This window comes from Streptacidiphilus neutrinimicus, from assembly GCF_000787815.1.
In the GTDB taxonomy this organism is placed as follows: domain Bacteria; phylum Actinomycetota; class Actinomycetes; order Streptomycetales; family Streptomycetaceae; genus Streptacidiphilus; species Streptacidiphilus neutrinimicus.
This window is the reverse complement of the sequence record NZ_BBPO01000036.1, coordinates 30,289-48,399: the sequence shown is the minus strand read 5'-3', so window position 1 is coordinate 48,399 and position 18,111 is coordinate 30,289. Positions and strand designations below refer to the sequence as shown.

At 73.9% G+C, this 18,111-nt stretch carries 13 protein-coding genes; 8 read left to right on the top strand and 5 right to left on the bottom strand.

Annotated features, from left to right (window positions below):
- Nucleotides 1–33: 33 nt before the first annotated feature.
- From TR48_RS22435 to TR48_RS22420, 4 genes are all read left to right on the top strand, one after another.
- On the top strand, nt 34–1,404 hold the full coding sequence (locus TR48_RS22435) for a S53 family peptidase (RefSeq protein WP_042370193.1): 1,371 nt from the start codon (nt 34–36) through the stop codon (nt 1,402–1,404).
- A gap of 695 nt (nt 1,405–2,099) precedes the next feature.
- Complete coding sequence (locus tag TR48_RS22430) at nt 2,100–2,705, top strand: DedA family protein (RefSeq protein WP_042370190.1); 606 nt, start codon at nt 2,100–2,102, stop codon at nt 2,703–2,705.
- Between the two features lie 65 nt (nt 2,706–2,770).
- On the top strand, nt 2,771–3,076 hold the full coding sequence (locus TR48_RS22425; protein WP_042370188.1) for a hypothetical protein: 306 nt from the start codon (nt 2,771–2,773) through the stop codon (nt 3,074–3,076).
- A 134-nt stretch (nt 3,077–3,210) separates the two neighbouring features.
- Nucleotides 3,211–4,722: a GlnX family signal transduction membrane protein gene (locus TR48_RS22420; protein WP_042370186.1), complete on the top strand. Its 1,512-nt coding sequence runs from the start codon at nt 3,211–3,213 to the stop codon at nt 4,720–4,722.
- 14 nt (nt 4,723–4,736) lie between these two features.
- On the opposite strand, the gene TR48_RS39120 is transcribed toward TR48_RS22420, so the two are convergent.
- Nucleotides 4,737–5,162, bottom strand: a complete 426-nt coding sequence (locus tag TR48_RS39120; protein ID WP_052442887.1) for a hypothetical protein — start codon at nt 5,160–5,162, stop codon at nt 4,737–4,739.
- Between the two features lie 273 nt (nt 5,163–5,435).
- On the opposite strand from TR48_RS39120, the gene TR48_RS22410 reads away from it, so the two are divergent.
- From TR48_RS22410 to TR48_RS22395, 4 genes are all read left to right on the top strand, one after another.
- Entirely contained in the window at nt 5,436–8,042 is a 2,607-nt protein-coding gene (locus TR48_RS22410; protein WP_042370184.1) for an ATP-binding protein, read from the top strand.
- Nucleotides 8,039–8,725 (top strand): response regulator, encoded by a 687-nt coding sequence (locus tag TR48_RS22405; protein ID WP_042370182.1) that lies wholly within the window; start codon nt 8,039–8,041, stop codon nt 8,723–8,725. The genes TR48_RS22410 and TR48_RS22405 overlap by 4 nt, the downstream gene beginning before the upstream one ends.
- A gap of 156 nt (nt 8,726–8,881) precedes the next feature.
- Nucleotides 8,882–10,504, top strand: coding sequence for a N,N-dimethylformamidase beta subunit family domain-containing protein (locus tag TR48_RS22400; RefSeq protein WP_052442886.1), 1,623 nt, complete (start codon nt 8,882–8,884; stop codon nt 10,502–10,504).
- A 39-nt stretch (nt 10,505–10,543) separates the two neighbouring features.
- Entirely contained in the window at nt 10,544–11,137 is a 594-nt protein-coding gene (locus tag TR48_RS22395) for an acyltransferase (RefSeq protein WP_042370180.1), read from the top strand.
- A 147-nt stretch (nt 11,138–11,284) separates the two neighbouring features.
- Here the strand turns inward: TR48_RS22395 and TR48_RS22390 are convergent, their stop codons facing one another.
- The 4 genes from TR48_RS22390 to TR48_RS22375 all read right to left on the bottom strand — a co-directional run bounded on the left by TR48_RS22390 (nt 11,285) and on the right by TR48_RS22375 (nt 18,085).
- Entirely contained in the window at nt 11,285–13,921 is a 2,637-nt protein-coding gene (locus TR48_RS22390; RefSeq protein ID WP_084729654.1) for a glycosyltransferase, read from the bottom strand.
- 74 nt (nt 13,922–13,995) lie between these two features.
- A complete protein-coding gene (locus TR48_RS22385) occupies nt 13,996–15,279 on the bottom strand; it encodes a nucleotide sugar dehydrogenase (RefSeq protein ID WP_042370178.1) in 1,284 nt (427 codons plus the stop codon).
- A complete protein-coding gene (locus tag TR48_RS22380) occupies nt 15,276–17,117 on the bottom strand; it encodes a glycosyltransferase (RefSeq protein ID WP_052442885.1) in 1,842 nt (613 codons plus the stop codon). The genes TR48_RS22385 and TR48_RS22380 overlap by 4 nt, the downstream gene beginning before the upstream one ends.
- Nucleotides 17,114–18,085 (bottom strand): Gfo/Idh/MocA family protein, encoded by a 972-nt coding sequence (locus TR48_RS22375; protein ID WP_042370229.1) that lies wholly within the window; start codon nt 18,083–18,085, stop codon nt 17,114–17,116. The genes TR48_RS22380 and TR48_RS22375 overlap by 4 nt, the downstream gene beginning before the upstream one ends.
- Nucleotides 18,086–18,111: the final 26 nt, after the last annotated feature.

The following is an 18,111-nucleotide window of genomic DNA, read 5'->3' as shown; positions in this document are numbered from 1 at the left end:
CGCGTGCACGCCACTGTGAGCCTGAGGAGAAGCATGGGTCGTTCCATCGCACGTTCGCGCACTCTCCGTGCGGCCTCCGCGGTGACCGCGGGAGCCGCAGCACTGCTCACCTTTGCCGGCGCTGCCCCCGGCACCGCCGACGCCTCGGCGGCTCCGGCCGCGCTGCCGAAGCCGGTCCCCGCCTCGCAGGGGCACCTGCTTGCGTCGGGCATGAGCTCCGTCCTGCCGACGAGCACCTGCCTCACCAAGATCCACATCCGCTGTTACACCCCGCTGCAGTACCGCAAGGCCTACGACCTGTCGCCGCTCTACAAGTCCGGCGTCACGGGCAAGGGCCGCACCATCGTCATCGTCGACTCCTTCGGGTCGCCGACGATCCAGAAGGACCTGACCGCCTTCGACAAGAACTTCGGCCTGCCCGACACCAAGGTCGACGTGAAGCAGTGGGGCAGCGTCCCGAAGTTCACCGGGACCCCCGACCAGCTCGGCTGGGCCGGCGAGACCACGCTGGACGTCGAGTACGCGCACGCGATCGCCCCCGGTGCGAAGATCGTGCTGGTCGAGACCGGCGTCGCCGAGACCGAGGGCACCACCGGCTTCCCGGAGATGATGGCCGCCGAGAAGTACGCGGTCGACCACCACTGGGGTGACGTCATATCCCAGAGCTTCGGCGCCACCGAGAACACCTTCCCCGGCTACGGCAAGAACGGCACGCCCTCGCTGCAGGCGCTGCGCTACGCGTTCGCCGACGCCCTCAAGAGGGGCGTGACCGTCCTCGGCGCCTCGGGAGACGCGGGCGCCACCGACTCGGACGCGGCCGGAAGCCTCTACACCCAGCGGGTCGACTCCTGGCCCTCCGCGGATCCGATGGTCACCTCCGTCGGCGGCACCCAGCTGACCCTGGACGACAACGGCAACCGCCTCAAGCCCGACGTGGTGTGGAACGACGGCTACGGCGCGGGCGGCGGCGGCGTCTCCGGCGTCTTCAGCCGGCCGTTCTTCCAGAACGGCGAGGCCAAGGTCACCGGCGACCACCGCGGCACCCCGGACATCAGCATGACCGCGGCGGTCAACGGCGCGGCCTGGGTCTACCAGACCTTCGACCCGAACCCGAAGAACGACGGCTGGGGCCTGGTCGGCGGCACCAGCGAGGCGACCCCGATCTTCTCCGGCATCGTCGCGATGGCGGACCAGAAGGCGGGCCACGACCTCGGCCTGATCAACCCGAAGCTGTACCGGATGGGCCAGGTTGACGCGGCTCGCAACGGCATCGTGGACGTGACCTCCGGCAACAACTCCTTCAACAAGGTCACCGGCTACAACGCCACCAAGGGCTACGACCTGGCGAGCGGCTGGGGCACCATCAACGGCCCGCTCTTCGTCGACGCGCTGGCGCGTCGCTAGGCGGCTCCAGCAGCCGTGCTGAGCACATGAGCTGACGGGGCGCAAGGGTGACTGTCCACCCCTCGCGCCTCGTCCTTTTCTGTCCGGGTCCTTTCTGTCCGGCTCTGCCGTTCTCGTTGCCGCTCAGCCCGACTGGTCGGCGAAGCCGGTGCGTCAGGACGGCCGTCGCGGCGTCCAACCTCGGCTGCGGGCCAGCGAGTTCGACGCGCCCCGCTCTCAGGCGGCGGGCGCGGCGGGCGAGGCTGCGGGAGCGGGCGCGTGCAGGGCCGCGGCGAGCACCGGCAGCCAGGCGGCGGCCGGCGCGGGCTCGTCGTCGACGATGTTGACCGGGCCGCCGGCCAGTCCAGCGCGACGAGGACCGCCGCGGCCGCGTCGTCGACGTGCACGAAGGAGCTCACGCCCGCGGTGGCGGTGAGCCCGGCCAGGTAGGGGCCGCCCTCCTCGCCGCGCAGCGCGGCGGCGACCGGACCGCCCGCCGCCCGAGGGCCCCGCCCGCCCCGGCAAGAAAGATCTTCATGCGGCCACCGTAGGCAGCCCGCCGCTACGCAGGCCGCCGGTATGCGCCGCTGCGGGCAGGCGGCGCAGGGGGCGGGCAGGCGGCGCAGGCGGCGGGCAGGTGGCGGGCCCGAGGCACAGGGGAGGACACCGGGTGGATGGGCGCCTCCGCGCCGGGCCGGTGGAGCAGACTGGGAGCCATGGGAGCGATCACCAACTGGCTGGCCGGCCTGTCCGGGCCGGTCGTGTACGCGGTCGTGGGCGCGCTGGTCTTCTTCGAGGACGCGATCTTCGTCGGCTTCGTGCTGCCGGGCGAGACCGCCGCCGTCCTCGGCGGGGTGCTGGCCAACCAGGGCCACGTGACGTACTGGGGCATCGCGCTGGTGGTGGTCGTCGCCGCCATTCTCGGCGACAGCGTGGGGTACGAGATCGGCCACCACTTCGGGGACCGGATCCTGGGCATCCGGCCGCTCCAGCGGCACCGCGAGCGGCTCGGCGCGGCGCAGGAGATGATCCGGGAACGCGGCGCTGCCGCGGTCTTCTTCGGCCGGTTCATCGCCTTCTTCCGCGCGGTGATGCCGGCCCTCGCGGGCATCTCGAAGATGCCGTACCGCAAGTTCCTCCTCTTCAACGCGTTGGGCGGGATCACCTGGGGGATCGGCTTCACGCTGCTGGGATACCTGGCCGGGCAGGCCTACCAGCGGGTGGAGAAGCAGGCCGGTCAGGTGGTGGCCGGCGTGATCGCGGGAATCGTGCTGCTGGTCGTCGGGGTGTGGGCCTGGCGGCGTCACAAGCGCCAGGGGTAGGCGGCGGACCCCGGGCTTATGGTGGTAGCTGAGGGGGGCGTCCTCCGGCGGCCCGGGAGGCCAGGATGAGCACGCGGCACCACTACCACCTCGACCTCGACGGCCACTCCGTCTCCCTCGACGTGCGCACCGGCTTCACCTGGCGCACCGAGGACCTGCTCCTGCTCGTCGACGGCAAGGAGGTCGGCTACCACCACCAGCGCGGCACCGGCACGACCGTGCTGGAAGCGGAGTTGCCCGGTGACCCGCCGACGCCGATCAGCGTGCGGATCGACCACCCCCACCACGGCGGCAACCGCCCGCACACGCCCGTGTGCACGCTGCTGACCGGCGGACAGCGGCTGCCGATGCCCGAGAGCGTGCCCGCCTGAGCGCGACAACAAGTCGTCAAGAACGGGACTGCGCGCGCTAAGAGCGCGTCAGGGCGACGCCGTGTACCCGTGTGCGGCGGGAGAGTTGACGCCCGAGGCCGACAGGCCGAAAACGGGGAGAAGGCTCGGCGGGGATGACGACGGTGGGGGAACGGGTCGCGGTTCTCGAGCGGCCGCAGGAGCAGGAGTCCTCGGGGGCGGGGGCCGCCGCGGAGGTGGGAGGCCCGGCGCGGTCACCCGGGCGCGGTCGCGTCCGGAAGCCGCTCACGACGCCCGCCCGGCTGCGCTGGGCCGCCGCCGGGTGCGCGGTGCTCGCGCTGCTGCTGGGCTGGGCGCTCGTCGGGGCCTCGACCGGGGCGAGTGACGCCTGGGACCGGATCACCCGGCACGAGGCGCCGCAGGTCACCGATGCCGGCGCGCTCTACCAGTCGCTGACCGACCTGGACGCCCAGGCGGCGAACCAGCTGATGTTCGGCGACGACCCGAAGCTCGCCGCGAACCTCGCCACCGCGCGGCAGCAGTACGCCACCGACCGCACCGACGCCGACAAGGATCTGCAGCAGGCCACCCTCGACGCCTCCGGCAACACCGCCGCGCAGACGGCGCTGGCCGCGATCCTCGACGGGATGGGCCGCTACCAGGACCTTGCGGCCCGCGCCCTGGAGCTCGACAGCCACGCGAACGCCCCGGCCGGCCACCCGGACCCGTCGGCGCTCGCCGAGTACCGTCAGGCCGAGGACCTGATGCGCGGCGGGCTGCTCCCCGCCGCGCACTCCCTCGTCCAGGCCAACGACCAGGCCTTCGAGCAGAGTTACACGGACGAGCGCGGCGCGCTCGGCACCGCGGCCCTGTGGTTGACGCTCCTCGGCGGCGGCCTGCTGGCAGCCCTGGTCGCCACGCAGGTCTGGCTGGCGATCCGGTTCCGACGCGTCGTCAACCCCGCGCTGGCGGCGGCGAGCGTGCTGGTCGCGGTGCTGCTCTCGGTGGCCGGCTCGTTCCTCGACGGGGAGCGGCAGGACCTGTTCACCGCGCGCAAGGACGCGTACGACTCGGTGGTCGCCCTGACGCAGGCCCGCGCGATCGTGGCCGACTCGAACGCCGCGGAGAGCCGCTACGTCCTCGACGTGGAGCGCCGCGCCCAGTACCAGTCGGACTTCGTCGCGGACACCGACCAGATCCTCTCCCTCGACGGCGCGCAGCTGGGCGCGTACGACACCGCGCTGGCGTCCGCGGTGGCGGCGGTCAAGCAGAACCCCGCGGACATCCGCTTCGGCGGGGAGTACGGGCGGGAGTTCCACAACATCACCTTCCCCGGCGAGGGCGCGGCGGCGATGAACACGCTGCTGGCGTTCCAGGCATACCAGGCTGACGACCGCAGGATCCGCGCCCTGGTCGCCTCGGGCCGCCTGGAGGACGCGATCGCCTACTGCACCAGCCTCGCCCCGGGCGGCTCGAACGCGGATTTCGACGCGCACGACGCCGCGCTGCGGCGGTTGATCGGCATCAACGAGCAGGCCTACGTCTCCGCCTCGACGACGGGCGCGAAGCGCGCGGACACGGCGCTGTGGGTGCAGTTGGGCTGCGTGGCCGGAGCGCTGGTCCTGTTGGGAGCGGGCGTGCGGCCGCGCCTGCGGGAGTTCCGGTAGGCGCGGCCTGTCGCTCAGTGGGCCAGGGCCCGGGGGTGCCGGCGGCCGAGGCGGGCGCGCAGGGTGGGCCGGGCCGCCGGGGCGAACACCTGGTCCGTGGGGGCGGTCGCCGTCGCGGTGACGGCGTCGGCCAGGGAGGCGGCGCGGACGGTGACCGGGCGGACCGCGGTCGGCAGCTGCTCCGACCCGAGCGTCTCCGAGACGACGGCGTCGAGCTTGGCGCAGGCGCGCCGCTCCCAGGCGTGGGCCAGCTCGGGGCAGGGGCGGGTGCGGTACAGCGGCTCGCCGCCGGCGGGGGACCAGGCGAGGACCGGGACCAGGACCGCGCCCTTGCGGCGGGCCTCCGCCGCGGCCCGGCGCAGCTGCGCGCGGCCCTTCGCGGAGTCGCGGACACCGACGACGACACGGGCGGTCACTGCTGCGGTGGCGGTCTCGGACATGGCGTATCGGTTCTTTCCGTGAATCCCAGGCCCCGGTGGCCTCGACGCCTTCAGATTAGCAACTCGCATGCCATTCTTGCATCTGTTTTGACGGCATCCATGCGCTGTTCACCTGGGGATCGACGGAAGTCGGCGTCTCGGGAAGAGGCGTCAAGATTGCGTATGGGAGGCGGTCCGGACCGGTAAGGAGCCGTCAAGGCCGTCCGTGGCCGGGTCGGCTTGCGCTTGTGTGAACGGTGGACGCCGGGCAGAGCGGCAAGGAGGCACGGCGCGATGGCGGGAAGCACTGGTACGGGTCGCGGGAGACTGAAGGTCTTCCTCGGCGCGGCACCCGGGGTCGGCAAGACCTACAAGATGCTGGACGAGGCCCACCGGCGGGTGGAGCGCGGCCAGGACGTCGTCGTGGGGTTCGTCGAGTGCCACCGGCGCCGGCACACCGAGGAACGGGTCGAGGGCCTGCCCGTGCTGCCGCTCGTCGAACGCGAGTACCGGGGCGGCCGCTACGGCGAGCTGGACGTCGACGCGGTGCTGGCCCGGCGGCCGGAGGTCGTGCTCGTCGACGAGCTCGCGCACACCAACATCCCCGGCGGCCGCAACGCCAAGCGCTGGCAGGACGTCCAGGAGCTGCTCGACGCCGGGGTCGACGTGCTGACCACCGTCAACGTGCAGCACCTCGAGTCGCTCAACGACGTCGTCAGGAAGATCACCGGCGTGCCGCAGCGCGAGACCGTGCCCGACGAGGTCGTGCGCCGCGCCGACCAGATCGAGCTCGTCGACATGGCCCCCGAGGGCCTGCGCCGGCGCATGGCCCACGGCAACGTCTACGCCGCCGAGAAGGTCGACGCCGCGCTCTCCAACTACTTCCGGGTCGGGAACCTCACCGCCCTGCGCGAGCTCGCGCTGCTGTGGCTGGCCGGACGCGTCGACGAGGGCCTGCGCCGCTACCGGGCCGAGCACGAGATCAGCCAGGTCTGGGAGACCCGCGAGACCGTCGTCGTGGCGCTGACCGGCGGGCCGGAGGGCGAGACGCTGGTCCGCCGCGCCGCGCGCATCGCCGACCGGGCGGGCAGTGGCGCGCTGCTGGCCGTGCACGTCGCCCGCAGCGACGGCCTCGCCGACGCCGACCCCGCCGCGCTCGCCTCCCAGCGCCAGCTGGTCGAGTCGCTCGGCGGCAGCTACCACTCCGTCGTCGGCGACGACGTGCCCACCGCCCTGCTGGACTTCGCCCGCGCGGCCAACGCCACCCAGCTGGTGCTCGGCACCAGCCGACGCGGCGTGCTGCGCCGCGCGCTGACCGGCGGGCGCGGCATCGGCGAGACCACGATCGAGCTCTCCGGCGACATCGACGTCCACATGGTCACCCACGAGGGGTCCGGTCGCGGGCGTCACGTCCCCGACGGTCTCGGCGGGCGGCCCCGCTCCGGCCGGTCGACGACGCGCCGCCGGGCCGGGCTGGCCTGCGGCCTCGTGCTGCCCTTCGTGCTGACCGCGATCCTGTGCCAGACCAGGGGCGCCATCAACCTCACCAGCGAGACGCTGCTCTTCCTGGCCCTCGTGGTCGGCATCTCCACCCTCGGCGGCCTGGTCTCCGCGCTGGTGGCCTCGGTCACCGCCTCCGTGCTGCTGAACTACTACTTCATCCCGCCGATCCACCGGTTCACCATCGCCGAGCCCAACAACGTGCTGGCGCTGGCCGTCTTCGCGCTGGTGGGCCTGCTCGTCGCCGGGATCGTCGACACGGCGACCAAGCTCTCCGGCCGGGCCGCGCGGGCCACCGCCGAGGCCGAGACCCTCTCCGCCCTGACGGGCAGCGTGCTCCGCGGCGACCAGGCGGTACCCGCGCTGCTCGCACGGTTGCGGGAGACCTTCGGCCAGGACAGCGTCGAGCTGGTCACGGGGGCGCTGCCGGACGAGGGCTGGGGGAGGGCCGTCACCTCCGAGGAGCCGGCGCACCGGCCCGGCGCGGAGGTCGTCCCCGTCGGCGGTGGAGCCTCGCTCGTGCTGCGCGGTCGGCCTCTGCCCGCCTCCGACCGACGCGTGCTCGCGGCCTTCGCCGCGCACGTCGCCGTCGCCCTGGAACGGGCCAGGCTGGCCGAGGCGGCCGCCGAGGTCGAGCCCGTCAAGGCCGCCGACCGGCTGCGCACCGCACTGCTCGCCGCCGTCAGCCACGACCTGCGCACCCCGCTCGCGGTGGCCCTCGCCTCGGTCTCCTCGCTGCTCAGCGACGACGTCGAGTTCAGCCCGGAGGACCAGCGCGAGCTGCTCGGCACCGCCGAGGTCTCGCTGGAGCGGCTGACCCGCCTGGTGGAGAACCTGCTCGACATGTCCCGCCTGCAGGCGGGCGCGCTCTCGCTCCAGTTGCACCCGACCGCGCTGGAGGACGTGGTGGTGACCGCCCTCGACTCGCTCGGCCCCGACGCCGCGGAGGCGGAGACGCCGGTCGCGACCCGGGGCCTGGACGGGATCCCCGACGTGGTCGTGGACGGCCCGCTGCTGGAGCGCGTCGTGGCCAACCTCGTCGGCAACGCCCTGCGGCACGCCTCTGGCCATCCGGTGCTGCTCAGCGCGAGCGCGCTCGGCGACCGGGTCGAACTGCGCGTCGTCGACCGCGGTCCCGGTCTGCCCGAGCAGGACCGCGAACAGATCTTCCAGCCGTTCCAACGGCTGGGCGACACCGACAACGCGACCGGCGTCGGACTCGGCCTGGCGCTGGCGCGCGGGCTCACCGAGGCGATGGGCGGCACGCTGCAGCCCGAGGACACCCCCGGTGGCGGTCTGACCATGGTGCTTTCGCTCCCCGCCGCGGCGGCAGAGCTGCTGGAACACGAGGACGACGCGGAGCCGGCGGTGCGAAGCGAGAGGGAGGACGAGCCGGTATGAGCCGGATCCTGGTCGTCGACGACGAACCGCAGATGCTGAAGGCCCTGCAGATCAACCTCCGGGCCCGCCACTACGAGGTGTCCACCGCCTCCGACGGCCGCCGCGCGCTCCAGGAGGCCACCCACAACCCTCCGGACGCCGTCGTCCTCGACCTCGGCCTCCCCGGGCTCGACGGCATGGAGGTGCTGCGCTCGCTGCGCACCTGGACCTCGGCCCCCGTCATCGTCCTGTCCGGTCGCGCCGACTCCCGCGAGAAAGTCGCCGCGCTCGACGCCGGCGCGGACGACTACGTCACCAAGCCGTTCGCGATGAACGAGCTCCTCGCCCGGATCCGGGCGGCGCTGCGCCGGCCCACCAGCGAGGAGCCGTCCTCCGCGCCGATCCGCGTCGGCGACCACCTCGTGGATCTCGAACGGTGCGTGGTCGACCCGGCCGAAAAGGGCGGTCCGTCGGTCCGGCTGACGCCGACGGAGTGGCGGATCCTCGCGGTGCTGCTGCAGCACCCGGGCCGACTGGTGACGGGCGGGCACATCCTGCGCCAGGTCTGGGGGCCGGGCCACGAGGAGAACACCAACTACCTCCGGGTCTACTTCGCGGGGCTGCGACGGAAGCTGGAGCGCGAACCGGCCCGCCCCCGGCACCTCCTGACGGAGCCGGGGATGGGCTACCGCTTCGAGCCGTGAACGGGAGTTGGACACGGCATGAGGTCCGGGGGGCCGCGCGGACGCAATCGCGTCACAGTGCCCGCCGAGGCCCCCGCAGGCCGCTGGGAGATCACGCCGGCGTCCTAGACTCCCCGCCGGAAGACTGCAATGCCTGCGAGGACGAGGGACCTGCGGATGCGGGAAGTCACGAGACGCGGCCTGCTGCGCGGGATGGGTCGTGCCGCCGCGGCGACCGCGGGGGTGGCCGCCGGTGCGGCCGGACTGGGAAGCCTGGCGGGCTGCGCCGGGGACAGCCAGGGCGTCGGCGGCGGCGCGGCGACGGCGCGGCCGGCCGACGTCCGCACCGGGAACCCGGTCACCCGTGAGAACAACGAGGCCGGCAGCCGGGCCTGGAGGTCGAACGACCGCGGGGCGACCCCGGTCGACGACGCCCTGAGCCAGATCAAGGCGTTCGCCGACACCACCAGCGTCGCCCACGGCGAGCGGATCACCTTCCACGTCGCCACCGCCGTGCCGCGGTCGTACTCCGTCGCGGTGTTCCGGATGGGCCACTACAACGGCGCGGGCGGGCGGTTGCTGACCACCAGCCCCACCCAGCGCGGGGTCCCGCAGTCCGCTCCGCAGGTGGACGGGCCCACCGCCACCGTCCGCACCCAGTGGGAGCCGGGCTGGTCCCTGGAGATCCCGCAGGACTGGGTCAGCGGCCTGTACCTCGCCTCGTTCACCACCGAGCACGGCGAGCGCACCGCCGTGCCGTTCGCCGTGCGCGACGACAGCCGGGCGAGCGCCTTCCTGGTGGTGCTGCCCTTCAACACCTACCAGGCCTACAACCAGTACCCGTTCGACGGCGTGCTGGGCCGCAGCCTCTACTACGGCTTCCTGCCCTCGGCCGCGGACCCCGCGGCGAGCGCCAAGTCGCCCGACGGGCACGCCTACCCGGCCGAGCCGGTCTCCCACGAGCAGTACGTCCGCCACTATCCCCAGCGCTCGCGGGCCGTCAGTTTCCAGCGGCCCTACCAGCACGACGGCATGCCGGCGGAGTTCGCGCTCGACCTGGCCTTCGTCACCTGGGCCGAGCGGGAGGGCCTGGACGTCACCTACGCCACCAACCTCGACCTGCACGAGGGCCGGGTGGCGCCGACGCGGCACCAGGCCCTGCTGTTCAGCGGCCACGACGAGTACTGGTCCGCCGAGATGCGGCAGACCGTCGAGCAGGCGGTCGCCGGGGGCCTCTCGCTCGCGACGTTCGCGGCCAACGACTGCTACTGGAAGGTCCGCATCGACCGGGACCCGTCCGGCTTCCCGCTGATGACCTGCTACAAGACCGACCCCGACCCGGTCCGCGACCCCACCGGCCCGAGCACGTTCTGGCGCCGCGCCGCGCCGAACTCGGCGCGGGCCGAGCAGCGGCTGCTCGGCGGTCAGTACACCGGCGCGGTGGTCGGCACGTCCCCGCTCGTGGTGAGCGAGAGCGCGCACTGGTTCTGGCAGGGCACCGGCCTGATCGACGGGGACCTCATCCCCGACCTGATCAGCGGCGAGGCCGACGGCCGGCAGAAGGGCGTGGCCCTGCCCGCGGCGAGCCAGTACCTGCTGCTGTCGGACTCCCCGTTCCGCGCGGCCGGACGCGACCGCCCGCAGCAGCAGAACACCACGCTGTACCGGTCCACGGCGGGCGGCTGGGTCTTCAACGCCGGCACCTTCGGCTGGGCGCTGGCCCTGGGCGGCGGCCCGGCGCTGGAGAAGCCGCAGGTGCAGCTGGTGACGCGGAACCTCGTCACCCGCTTGAAGGCCTGACTTCCCCTCCTGGTCACCGGAAGGCCGTACGGTCGGCGCATGAACGCACGCGTCCAACCCACGGCCCAGGTCGACCCGACGGCGGATCTCGGCGACGGCACCACTGTCTGGGAGCTGGCCCAGATCCGCGAGAAGGCCCGGCTCGGCACCGGCTGCGTGATCGGCCGCGGCGCGTACGTCGGCCCCGGCGTCCGCATCGGCGACAACGTGAAGCTGCAGAACCACGCCCTGGTCTACGAGCCCGCGGAACTGGGCGACGGCGTCTTCGTCGGCCCGGCGGTCGTGCTCACCAACGACCACTACCCGCGCTCGGTGGACCCCGAGGGCAAGCTGAAGCGCGGCGGCGACTGGGAGCCGGTGGGCGTCACCGTCGCCGAGGGCGCGTCGCTCGGCGCGCGCTCGGTCTGCGTGGCGCCCGTCCGCGTGGGCCGCTGGGCCCTCGTCGCCGCGGGCGCGGTCGTCACCCGCGACGTCCCCGACTTCGCCCTCGTCGCGGGCGTCCCGGCCCGCCGCATCGGCTGGGTCGGCCGCGCCGGCCTCCGCCTGGAGCAGGACGCGGCCACGGGCGAGTGGGTCTGCCCCCGGACGGCCTCCCGCTACGCGGAGCGCGACGGATCGCTCGTCGAGCTCTGAGCGACGACCCTCGAGGGGCGCGGGGAACTGCGCGAGAAACCACCCGTGTGCGGATGGCCCGGAACGTTGAGGACCCTCCGGGCGCGGGTGGCTCGTCCGCGCAGTTCCCCCCGCCCCTCAGTAGGGCAACCGCGGGAGGGCCACGCGCTACTGCAGGAAGGTGCTCAGCGCCGCCGCGGTCCTGCGGCCGTCGTGGTTGTCGCGGACGAAGGCGAGGGACTCCGCGCCGATGCGGGCGCCCGCGGCGCGGTCGTCGAGGAGGGACTCCACCGCGTCGCGGAGCGTCGCGCTGGTGGCGTTGACGATCGGGAGCGGGCCGGTGAGCGCGGAGACCTCCTCGGAGATGTAGCAGAGGACCGGCCGGCCGGCCGCCATCGCCTCGCAGGAGAACGTGCCGTAGGCGCCGATCGCGAACTGGTCGACCACGATGTCGGCAGTCTTGATGCGGCGGCGGACCTCCTCCCACGGGACGCCCTCCAGCAGCTGGAAGTCGATCGCGCCCTTGTCGTGCATCTCCTGAAGGACGGGGAGGATGCGGCCGCTGCCCTTGGTCCAGCGCTTGGACGGCGCGTGCACCACGACCGGGCGCCTGCGCTCCAGCACGGGAGCGCCGCTCGCCCAGGACTCGACGTCGACGACCAGCGGGGCCCACGTCGCCCACGGGAGGTCGACCAGCAGGTCGGGGGTGGTGACGAAGACGGGGAGGCCGCTGTCCGCGGCCGTCCTGCGGTTGCGCTCCGCGATCGTGGTCATCAGGGCGACCTGGTCGGCGGGGGCGTCGAGGAAGAGCGACTCGGTGTGGCGTGCCAGGTGGCGGCCGGGGTGCCGGATCTCGCTACCGTGGGCCAGCAGGGCCACCTTCAGACCGGCGGACCGCAGGGCGGGAAGATCCGCGCCGATGTGGTCGCCGTTGAGGGTGCCGAGGACGGGGCGGAAGGCGTCCGCCAGGAGGTGGGTGTAGCGGCCGGACAGGACCCTGCGGACCTGCTCGACCTGGACGTCGACCGAGCCCAGCCGGCCGTTGTCGAGGTACGCGTCGGCGGGGTAGCCGAAGCCGGTCGCGCTGCTGGCCATCACCACCTCGCAGGAGACGTCCTCCCGCTCGCGGCTGACCGCCGAGGCGAACGCGGCCAGCTGGCCCGCGTAGTTGGCGATGCCCATGCCCAGCCGGACGCCCTCCGCGCCCGCGGGCGCGAGCGGGCGCCAGCGGTTGAAGGAGGCCGTCGTGCCGTCCTCGCTCTGCGCGGGGCGCTGCACCTGCTCGGTGACGGTCCACGGGACGTCGGGGCGGGCCACCTCGGGGCCGGCGCCGGCCAGCCTGCGGTAGAGGTCGAGCAGCGCGCCGGACTGGGCCTCCCAGGAGAGCTCGGCGAGCAGCGGCTCGGTGATCCGCTCCGCGAGGGTGTCCCGGGAGGCGACGGCCTTGGCTGCCGCCTCGGCGAAGGAGACCGCGTCGCCGGCGGTGAAGATCTCGCCGATGCCGTGCTCCTCGGTGAAGGCCTGGACCGTCTTCACGTCGCTGGCCAGCACCGGCAGGCCCGCGTGCAGGTACTCGGCCATCTTCGTCGGCAGCGACAGCTCACAGTTGGGCGTGCGCCGGAACGGGATCAGACCGAGGTCGGCCGAGGCGAGGTAGTCCGCGACGGCGTGCTGCGGCACGTAGGGGAGGACGTGCACGCGGTCCGCCGCGCCCACCTCCGCCGCCTGGTCCAGCAGCTCCTGCACGAAAGGGTTCTGCCGGTTGGTCACCAGGGCGAGATGCACCTCCGGCAGCTCGCCGAGGCCCGCGACGACGGTCTCCAGGCCGCGCTGCCGGTCCACCCAGCCCGCGTAGACGAGCAGCGGGACGCTCTCGTCGAGCCCGCACAGCCCGCGTACGCCGGTGCCGGGCACGTCCACGCCGACCGCCTCGCGGACCGGGGTGTTGGCCACGACCATCGGCGTCTCGGACAGGCCGTGCGCCTCGCGCAACAGCTCGGCGATCTCCGGGGAGACGGTGACGACCGCGTCGGCCCGGCCGATGAACTCCGACTCCAGCGCCGGGTAGGCGGCTTGGCGCAGCGGGTTGCCCCACTCGACGCCGGCCACGTACTCGTGCGAGTCGTAGAGCCAGGAGCAGCGGTGTCCGGAGGCCCACAGACGGGCGGCGCTGTGTGCGGCCGGGACCAGCATGGTGACGTCGTTGGCGTGGATGACGTGCGGGCGGAAGTTCTCGATCGCAGGGCCGAAGGCCAGGTCCAGGTCGAGCAGTTCGGGCCAGTCCAGGCGCCACTCGCCGACCGGCTCGGCCGGGTCGGCCTGGTGGCGGCCCTCCCAGCGGTAGGCCCAGTTGCGGGCCCGGTAGACGGTGCGGCGGGCGCGCAGCACGGCCTTGAGGGTGCTGCGGCGCAGCCCCGCGCGGCCCTCTCGGACGAGGGTGCCGACCTCGGCGCTCTGCGCGCGGTCCCAGGTGCGGTGCGCGGCCTGGTAGCGCTTGAGCGCGTCGCCGTCGTCGAGGCGGAAGCGGGTGACCAGGCTGCGCAGGCTGCGCCCCCGGTCGTGGGCGACCTGGCGGCGCACGTTGTGCCAGACCGGCACCCGGACCACCTCGATGGGACCCATCCAGGAACGCTCCACGCGTCCGCTGCGGCTGCGTCCGAGCAGCAGGACCCGCCAGCCCTCCCGGGCGGCGGCGATCGCCGTCTTCTGCACCCGGGAGTCGCCGGTGATGCCGTTGCCCACGATGACGGCCAGCCTCGGCCGGTCGTCGAGGTCTTCCACCTCGTCCTGCTGCTCCGCGTTCACCTGCGGTCGAGCCTCTCGCTTGATGTCACAGCCTGTCCCCCCTGCCGGCGGAGCCGGTGTCAGCCGCCTCGGGCTCAGCCGCCGATGACGACGCGGCGCACGCCTTCCCAGCGCGCGGGGTCGGTGGTGCGGCGGCCGTCGACCAGCGCCCGGACGCCGGGCAGGTCGGCGGCGCCGAGCATCTGGTACTCGGCGTGGTCCGCCTGGATCACAGCCGCCGTCACCGGCTCGCCGCGGTGCGGCGGCAGGCCGAGGGCGACCAGTTCGGTCTCGGTGTAGAGCGGGTCGCTGACGTAGGGGACCGCGCCGCGCTCGCGCAGCGCCGCCACCGTCGGGAAGACGCCGGAGAACGCCGTCTCCTTGACCCCGCCGCGGTAGGCCGCGCCGAGGACCAGCACGTGCGCCCCCTCCAGGTCGCCGTACGCCTCGGCCAGCAGGTCGACCGCGTAGGCGGGCATCGCGGCGTTGGCCGCGCGCGCGGAGGAGACGACCGTCGCCTCCGGGTCGTTCCACAGGTACAGCCGCGGGTAGACCGGGATGCAGTGCCCGCCGACGGCGATGCCGGGGGTGTGGATATGGCTGTACGGCTGGCTGTTGCAGGCCGCGATGACCTGGGCGATGTCCACGCCCACCCGGTCGGCGAAGCGCGCGAACTGGTTCGCCAGGCCGATGTTGACGTCGCGGTAGGTGGTCTCGGCGAGCTTGGCCAGCTCGGCGGCCTCGGCCGAGCCGAGGTCCCAGACGCCGTTGGGACGCCCCAGTTCCGGGCGCTCGTCGAAGTCCAGGGCGGCCTCGTAGAAGGCGCGGCCGGCCGCCGCCGATGCGGCGTCGATGCCGCCGATCAGCTTGGGGTAGCGGCGCAGGTCCGCGAAGACCCGGCCGGTGAGCACCCGCTCGGGGCTGAAGACCAGGTGGAAGTCGCGCCCCGCGGTCAGCCCGGAGCCGCGCTCGAGCAGCGGCGCCCAGCGGTCACGGGTGGTGCCGACCGGCAGCGTGGTCTCGTAACAGACCAGGGTGCCCGGCCTCAGCCCGGCGGCGACGGCCTCCGTGGCGGCGTCGAGCAGCGAGAAGTCCGGGGTGCCCTCGCCGTCGACGAAGAGCGGCACGACGAGCACCACGACCTCGCTCGCTGCCACGGCGGCGGCCGTGTCCGTGGTCGCGGTCAGCAGGCCGGCGGTGACCGCCTGCTTGAGGCGCAGGTCGAGCTCCGCCTCGCCGGGGAAGGGCTCGGTCCCGGCGTTGACCTGCTCGACCACGGCCGGGTTCACGTCCGCGCCGACGACCCGGTGGCCCTTGGCTGCGAACTGCACCGCCAGCGGGAGGCCGATCTTGCCGAGGGCGACTACGCAGACGTTCACGCGGTTGTTCCTTCCTGGGCGGCGCGCGGGGTGGGGCGCAGCCGTCGTTTCAACGAGCGGACCAGGCTCAGCGCGCCGACCGAGAGCTGCAACTCGCCCTCGGCGCCGACGTTCGCGGAGACCCGGAACAGGTGGGGACCGCGCCAGGCCCGCAGCTTGACGGGCTTGGCGCAGCGGACGGGCTGGATCTCGTGCGTGCGGCCGCCCGTACTGGCCCGGCCGTGCAGCCGCAGCCGCACCGACCACGGTCCGCTGGCCGCACCGAGGTGGGCCTGGCGCAGCAGCAGGCCGAGCGGGACCCGCGCGGTGAGCACGGTCCCGCCGTCGGGAGCGGCGGCGTAGGAGACCAGGGCCTGGTGGGCGACGAACTGCTCGCCCGCGGTTCCGGCGCCGCCGGAGCGGAAGGTCTCCACCCAGACGCGGGCGACCGGCCCGCCGTACCCGGGGAGCGGGCTGTGCGCGGTGAGGGTCAGGCAGGGACGGCGGCGGGCGTCCAGCGCCAGTTCGGCGGTCAGGCCGTCGAGGCGGGTCAGCGAGTCGTCCGTCTCGAAGAACCGCTCGTCGATGCCGAGCCGGGCGTCGCCCAGGGCCGGGTGGTCCAGCAGGGCGCGCTCGCCGCGGACGAGCAGCGGCGGCCGCCGGTCGGCCTGCTCGAAGCGCAGTGCCGCGAGCACGGCGTCCACCTCGCCGGCGCGGGCCAGCAGCAGCCGGATCCGGGCCGCCACGGGCACCCTGAGCAGCAGGTCGTCGCTCGCGTGCGCCGCGACCAGCACCCCGACGCGGGAGACGATCCGCTCCTGCGCCTCGCGGTCCAGCTCCAGCAGCGCCGGGCCGAGGATGTCCGCGAGCTCGCCCTCCAGGTGGCGGCGGTGCACCCGCTCAAGGGCCTCGGGGGAGTCGGCGAGCCTGCCGGTCAGCGCCATGATGCGCTCGGTGCCGAGCAGGCGCGGCTCCGGGCCGCCCCGGTAGGTGATGTTCCCGGCGTTGTAGCGGCGGACCGCGTAGTAGTAGTCGTAGTCGTTCAGGATCGACACCGGCCCGGCCGCGAAGAGGGCGGCCAGGGTGAACGGCTGATCGCTGAGGACGGGCAGGTCCTCGTCGTAGCGCAGCCCGAGCCGCTCGATCAGCGCGCGGCGGAACAGCTTGGTGTTCGACAGCGCCCAGGCCAGCGGGGAGTTGCCGAGGGTGGCGTCGTGCCGCTGCCGCTGGAACGCGGCCTTGGGCACCCAGCGCCCGTTGAGGCCGACCATCCGGCCGACCACGACGTCGGTGCCGTGCGTGTCGGCGGCGGCGACGAGGCGTTCGAGCGCCTCCGGGCCCAGGTGGTCGTCGGCGCCCAGGAAGAAGACGTAGCGCCCGCGGGCCAGCTCCAGCCCGCGATTGCTCGGGGCGGCCGGGCCGCCGGAGTTGGCCTGGTGGACGACGTCGACCAGGCCGGGGTGCTCGGCGGCGAAGGCGTCCAGCGCCTCGCCGCTGCCGTCGGTCGAGCCGTCGTCGACGGTCACGATCTGCATCCGAGCGGTGCCGAGCGTCTGCGCGAGCAGGGACTCCAGGCAGGTGCTGAGGTACGGCATGGTGTTGTACACCGCGACGATGACCGTGACGTCGGGCTGCCCGGGCCCGGCCGGGCCCGCCTGCGCGGGCACCAGGGCGGCCGCGCCGGCCGCCGCCCCGGTTCCGGCGTTCGGCAGGGCCGTCGGGGCCGGAGCGCTCCCAGCTGCCGGTCCGACCGCCCGGCCGACCGCCGGTCCCGAGGCCGCGCCGGGCGCCCGTTCGGGCGCGGGGCGGCCCTCGGCCGCCGTCGCGCCCTCCTCGGCGACCTTCGTCCGCGCGTTCACGCGGCCGGGGTCCGGGACGAGGGTATGCGGATCGTCCCGCCGGACTCGGCCGAGGCCAGGACGGCGGCGGAGACCTCCACCGTGCGCAGGCCCTGGCGCAGCGTCACGATGTCGGCGTCCTTGCCCGAGACCGCGTCGCGGAAGCTCTCGTGCTCCACCAGCAGCGGCTCGCGCTTGGGGATCGCGAAGCGGATCATGTCGCCCTCGGCGACGCCGCGGAAGGCGCGCAGCGCCTCCCACTCGGTGTCGATGGCGCCGTTGGCGTAGAAGGTCAGGTCGGCCGTCAGGGTGTCGGCGACGAAGCAGCCCTTGTCGCCGGTGACGACGGTGCGCCGCTCCTTGAGCGGGCTCAGCCAGTTGACCAGGTGGTTCACCATGGTGCCGTCGGCGAGCCGACCGACCACGGCGACCATGTCCTCGTGCCGACGGCCGCTGCGGGAGACCGTGTGCGCGGCCACCGACTCGTACTCCTGGCCGGTCACCCAGCCGGTGAGGTCGATGTCGTGGGTGGCCAGGTCCTTGACCACGCCGACATCGGCGATCCGGTGCGGGAACGGACCCTGGCGGTGGGTCACCACCTGGTAGACCTCGCCCAGCTCGCCCGCCTCCAGGCGCCCGCGCAGGTTCTGCAGGGCCGGGTTGAACCGCTCGATGTGGCCGACCGCGCCGACCAGCCCCCGCGACTCGAAGGCCTCCACCACGCGGCGCGCGCCCTCGACCGTGTCGGCCAGCGGCTTCTCGATCAGCACGTGCACGTCCGCCTCGGCGAACGCGAGGGCTACCTCCTCGTGCAGCGCGGTCGGGCAGGCCACCACCGCGTAGTCGACGCCGAGGGCGATCAGCTGGTGCACGTCCGGCACGACCGGGACGCCGCGCACCACGCCGGCCGGGTCGGCCGCCGGGTCCACCACGCCGACCAGCTCCACGCCGGCCAGGCCGCTGAGCACCCGGTAGTGGTGACGTCCCATGGCGCCGACGCCGACCAGTCCGGCGC

Excerpts from the sequence above, each read along its gene's own strand:
- TR48_RS22435 (WP_042370193.1), top strand. The coding sequence starts at position 34 with ATGGGTCGTTCCATCGCACGTTCGCGCACTCTCCGTGCGGCCTCCGCG.
- TR48_RS22430 (WP_042370190.1), top strand. The coding sequence starts at position 2,100 with ATGGGAGCGATCACCAACTGGCTGGCCGGCCTGTCCGGGCCGGTCGTG.
- TR48_RS22425 (WP_042370188.1), top strand. The coding sequence starts at position 2,771 with ATGAGCACGCGGCACCACTACCACCTCGACCTCGACGGCCACTCCGTC.
- TR48_RS22420 (WP_042370186.1), top strand. The coding sequence starts at position 3,211 with ATGACGACGGTGGGGGAACGGGTCGCGGTTCTCGAGCGGCCGCAGGAG.
- TR48_RS39120 (WP_052442887.1), bottom strand. The coding sequence starts at position 5,162 with ATGTCCGAGACCGCCACCGCAGCAGTGACCGCCCGTGTCGTCGTCGGT.
- TR48_RS22410 (WP_042370184.1), top strand. The coding sequence starts at position 5,436 with ATGGCGGGAAGCACTGGTACGGGTCGCGGGAGACTGAAGGTCTTCCTC.
- TR48_RS22405 (WP_042370182.1), top strand. The coding sequence starts at position 8,039 with ATGAGCCGGATCCTGGTCGTCGACGACGAACCGCAGATGCTGAAGGCC.
- TR48_RS22400 (WP_052442886.1), top strand. The coding sequence starts at position 8,882 with ATGCGGGAAGTCACGAGACGCGGCCTGCTGCGCGGGATGGGTCGTGCC.
- TR48_RS22395 (WP_042370180.1), top strand. The coding sequence starts at position 10,544 with ATGAACGCACGCGTCCAACCCACGGCCCAGGTCGACCCGACGGCGGAT.
- TR48_RS22375 (WP_042370229.1), bottom strand. The coding sequence starts at position 18,085 with ATGGGACGTCACCACTACCGGGTGCTCAGCGGCCTGGCCGGCGTGGAG.